3 protein-coding genes are annotated in these 4926 nt (G+C 75.8%); all 3 read right to left on the minus strand.

The window, feature by feature from the left end; genetic code table 11:
• Nucleotides 1-46 precede the first annotated feature (46 nt).
• Nucleotides 47-1459 carry a cellulase family glycosylhydrolase gene (locus ACFUMH_RS18590; RefSeq protein WP_378209016.1) on the minus strand — a complete coding sequence of 471 codons (1413 nt, stop codon included), beginning with the start codon at nucleotides 1457-1459 and terminating at the stop codon, nucleotides 47-49.
• A 263-nt stretch (nucleotides 1460-1722) separates the two neighbouring features.
• Complete coding sequence (gene acs, locus ACFUMH_RS18595; protein WP_378209018.1) at nucleotides 1723-3747, minus strand: acetate--CoA ligase; 2025 nt, start codon at nucleotides 3745-3747, stop codon at nucleotides 1723-1725.
• Between the two features lie 190 nt (nucleotides 3748-3937).
• Entirely contained in the window at nucleotides 3938-4819 is an 882-nt protein-coding gene (locus tag ACFUMH_RS18600) for a hypothetical protein (protein ID WP_378209020.1), read from the minus strand.
• Nucleotides 4820-4926: the final 107 nt, after the last annotated feature.

Consider the following 4926-nt stretch of genomic DNA (forward strand, 5'->3'; position numbering starts at 1 on the left):
CCCGACCCGGAGGTCGGAGGCCGTCGCCGTGGGTCGGGGACCGGGGTCAGGAGCAGGACACCGCGACCGTGCCGGTCGGGGCGGTGCCCGAGCCGATGAAGCCGTAGCTCGTGGTCTGGCCCGCGCCGAGGCGGCCGTTCCACGCCGCGTTGGTCACCGTGACCGTGCCGCCCGAGGCCGCGAACGTGCCGCTCCAGCCCTGCGACACCGACGCGCCGGCGGGCAGCGCGAACGACGTCCGCCAGGACGACGTGCCGGCGGTGCCGGCGGTGACGTCGACCGAGCCCTGGAACCCGCCCGGCCAGGTGCCGGTGACGCGCAGCCGCGCGGTGCAGGCGCCGCCGGGCTGCTGCGTGGGCGTGGCCGTCGGCGTCGGGGTGGCGGTCGGCGTCGGCGTCACCGTGGGCGTCGGCGTCGGCGTGACCGTCGGGGTGGGCGTCGGCGTGGCGCCGCCGAAGAACGTCGCCGTGCGGGCGGTCGCCCGGATGCCGTTCGCGCCCGCGAAGATCCGCGTGCCCCACGACGTGAACCGCGCCGGGTCGAAGGCCGTCACCATGTCGAGGTACTCGACGCCGCCGCCGTTGCCGGACCACGACCAGCCGTAGTAGCCGATGCCGCGGCGCTGGGCCTCGGCCATGATCGTGTCCTCGTCCGGGTTGCCGTCGGAGTGGTCGAAGCCGAACTCGCCGATGACGAGCGGCAGGCCGTTGGCCGCGAACGCGTCCAGGTACGACGTGATCGTCGAGGCCTGCGCGTAGACGCCGTACATGTGCACCGAGAACAGCGTGTTGCGGTCGGGGTCGGCCGCCGCGACCGTCGGCGCCTGGTCGCGCATGGTGCCGGACCAGTCCTGGCCCCAGTTCGGGGCGTCCACGACGATGTTGTGGCGCAGGCCGGCGGCGCGCACGGTGCGGATCGCCGCGGCGGTGTCGGCCGCCCACCCCGTGGCGGTGCTCGCGCCGTTGCCGTAGGGCTCGTTGCCGATGTTGATCTGGATGAAGTCCTCCGTGCCCTGCAGGACGCTGCGCAGCGACACCCAGTACTCGGCGGCCGACGCGAGCGTCGCGGCGCCGCTCTGGTCGTTGTAGCCGGTGGTGTCGTGCACCTCGAGCATGCAGACCAGCTGGTTGGCGCGGCACAGGTCGATGACGCGCGTGACGTCCGCGGCGTCGTTCCTCGTCCACCGCACGCCGTTCGACAGGACCACGCGCAGCGCGTTCGCCCCGGCCGCGCGGATGGCGGGGATCGCCCGCGGGGTCTCGGAGACGTACCAGGTGTGCGCGTGGCTGACGCCGCGGGCCACGAAGGGCGTGCCGTTCTCCTCGACGAGCCGGGTGCCCTCGACGTGCAGGCCGACCGGGTCGGCGGCCGTGGCCGAGGTCGCGGCGGCGGTGATGCCGCCGACGGCGAGCAGCGCGGCCGCGCAGGCCGCGACCGCGCGCGTGGTCAGGTGCTTCATGGGACGTCCTCGTTCCGCCGATGTGGGTGCTGACGTGCACCCGCCCGCCTGTCCGCCGGCCGGTGACGGGCGGGTGCGCGGGTCACACAACCAGCAGCGTCAGGGGCGCTCCACGGCCTAAACGCTTCGCCGTGCGGGTGCCCCGCAAGCGCTTCCCCGCCCGGGCCCGGGCCTCGCGCGCGCCGGGCCACCGGGCCCGGACGCACCACGGCCCGGCCCCCGTGACGGGGACCGGGCCGTGCGCGTCGCGGCGGGCGCGGCGGTCAGTCCGCGGACGCCGCCGGCTGGTTCAGGCCTGCGGCGATGAGGTCCATGACGGACGAGTCGGCGAGCGTCGTCGCGTCCCCGACCTGCCGGTGCTCCGCGACGTCGCGCAGCAGCCGGCGCATGATCTTGCCGGACCGCGTCTTGGGCAGCTCCGCCACGACGAGGATCTGCCGCGGCTTCGCGATCGGGCCGATCTCCCGGGCGACGTGGTCGCGCAGCGTCTGCTGCACGGCGGCGGCGTCGGAGCCGGCGGCCTCCGTGGCGTCGCCGCGCAGGATGACGAACGCGACGACCGCCTGACCGGTGGTCTCGTCGGTCGCGCCGACGACGGCCGCCTCCGCGACCCACGGGTGCGAGACGAGGGCCGACTCGATCTCCGTGGTGGACAGCCGGTGGCCGGACACGTTCATGACGTCGTCGACCCGGCCGAGCAGCCAGATGTCGCCGTCGTCGTCCTTCTTGGCGCCGTCGCCGGCGAAGTAGATGTTCCGGAACCGCGACCAGTACGTGTCCTTGTACCGCTCCGGGTCGCCCCAGATGCCGCGCAGCATCGCGGGCCACGGCTCGGTGAGCACGAGGTAGCCGCCGTGCCCGTCCGGCACCGGCGTCGCGTCGTCGTCGACGACGTCCGCGGCGATGCCCGGCAGCGGCACCTGCGCCGACCCCGGCTTGGCGGCGGTGACGCCGGGCAGCGGGCTGATCATGATCGCGCCCGTCTCGGTCTGCCACCACGTGTCGACGATGGGCGTGCGGTCGCCGCCGATGACGCGGCGGTACCACATCCACGCCTCCGGGTTGATGGGCTCGCCCACCGACCCGAGCACGCGCAGCGACGACAGGTCGAACTGCGCCGGGATCTCCTCGCCCCACTTCATGCACGTGCGGATCGCCGTCGGCGCGGTGTAGAGGATCGAGACGCCGTACTTCTGCACGATCTCCCACCAGCGGCCGCGGTGCGGCGTGTCGGGCGTGCCCTCGTAGATGACCTGCGTCGCGCCGTTCACGAGCGGTCCGTAGACGACGTACGTGTGGCCGGTGACCCAGCCGATGTCGGCCGTGCACCAGTACACGTCCGTCTCCGGCTTGAGGTCGAAGACGTTGAGGTGCGTGAACGCCGCCTGCGCGAGGTACCCGCCCGTGGTGTGGAAGATGCCCTTCGGCTTCCCGGTCGTCCCCGACGTGTAGAGGATGAACAGCGGGTGCTCGGCCTCGACGTCCACCGGCGTGTGCTGGGCGGACGCGACGTCGACCGCCTCGTGCCACCAGACGTCGCGGCCCTGCGTCCACTCGACCGGCTGGCCCGTGCGGCGGACCACGAGCACGTGCTGCACGCTCGGCGCGCCCTTGGCGAGGGCCTCGTCGACGGCCGGCTTCAGCGCGCTCGGGGCGCCGCGGCGGAAGCCGCCGTCGGCCGTGACGACGAGCTTCGCCTCGGCGTCGAGGATGCGCGAACTCAGCGCCTCCGCCGAGAACCCGCCGAACACCACCGAGTGCGGGGCGCCGATGCGCGCGCACGCGAGCATCGTCACGACCGCCTCGGGGATCAGCGGCATGTAGATCGCGACGCGGTCGCCCGTGCGGACGCCGAGCGCGGCGATCGCGTTGGCGGCCTTGGACACCTCGCGCTGCAGGTCCGCGTACGTCAGCGTGCGGGTGTCGCCGCCCTCGCCCTCGAAGTGCAGCGCGACGCGGTCGCCGTTGCCGGCCTCGACGTGCCGGTCCACCGCGTTGTACGCCGCGTTCAGCCGGCCGTCCGCGAACCAGCGGGCGAACGGCGCGTCCGACCAGTCGAGGGTCTGCGTGAACGGCGTCGACCACGTGAGCAGCTCGCGCGCCTGGTCGCCCCAGAACCCCGGCCGGTCGGCGTTCGCCCACGCGTACAGGTCGGCGGTCGCGTTCGCCTGCGCCGCGAACTCCGGCGACGGGGGGAAGCTGCGGCTCTCCGTGAGGAGGTTCTCCAGGCCCGGCGTCGCGGCGGGCGCGGCGTCGGTCGGTGTGGGGGCGGCGGACTGGTCGGTCACGGTGTCTCCCTGCGCAACGGCGTCGGTGCGGCTCTTCGGTGCTGACCTGAGGGGTCCTCGCCACGGACCTTAGTCCCGCGCGGCGACGCGGCGCACGCGTCCCACGTGCGCGTCGACGCCGTCCGGTACGTCCGGAAGGCCGGGACGCGGGGGCCGCCGCGCCCGCGGACCCCGCGCGGCGGGCGACGCGTCAGGCCGCCCGGTTCCGCTCGCGGAAGGCGCCCAGGTGCACGCCCCGGCGGCGCGCCGCCGCCGCGACGAGCCCGGACACGAGCAGCAGCACGCCGACGAGCAGCAGCGTGCCCGACGTCGCCGCCACCGTCGCCTCCACGGTCGTGCGCGACCACGCGTCGCCGACCAGCGCCAGCGCCTGCTGCCGCGCGATCCCCGGTGCGTACAGCGCGAGCCCGCCGAGCGCGCCGAGCACGACGCCCCCGGTGAGCGGCACCGCCGGCGTCCACAGCGCGAGCAGCACGACCGCCGCGAGGAGCACCACGCCGACCGACACGAGCACGATGCCGAGGATCTCGAGGGACGCGTCCCAGTCGCCGGCCTGCACCCGCAGGACGCGCGACTGCCCCAGCAGCACCACGACGGCCGCGACGGGCGCCAGCAGCAGGCCGACGACGACGCCCAGCACGTGCGTGAGCGGGTGCACCGTGCGCGGCGCGTTCGGGTCGGGGAAGAGGTCGTCGTCGTCGCGGTCGCGCCGGTCGTCACCGGCCGGGGACGTGGGTGCCGTGCCGTGCGGGCCGTCGTGCGTGCCGTCGTGGCCCGTTCCCGTCGCGCCGACCGCCGTCGCGCCGGCCGACGTCGCGCCGGCCGCGGTGCCCTGCGCCGCGTCGCCGGGCCGCGCCGCCGGGCGCGGGGCGGCCGGGGGCGCGGCGGGGCTCGTCTCCGGGTGGGTCGCCGCGGTCGTGGGCGGGCCGGGCGACGCCGGCACGGGGCCCAGCGGCTCCGGCGGCGTCGGGACCGGACGGGCGACGGCGTGCCGGCCGCTGTCGGTGCCGGGCTCGTCCGCGCCGTCGCGGGCGGGGCCCCCCGCGGGCCGCTGCGGGTCGGCGGTGCTCATGCCTGCTCCCGGGATCGCTCCGCGGCGTCCGCGGACGCCCTGGTCACGTCCACGCTAGTGCGCCGCGCGCGGCGGTGCCGGGCGGCGCGCGGGGCGGCCCCCCCGCC

Origin of the sequence: Cellulomonas sp. NPDC057328 (assembly GCF_042667215.1) — a bacterium.
Lineage (GTDB): Bacteria > Actinomycetota > Actinomycetes > Actinomycetales > Cellulomonadaceae > Cellulomonas.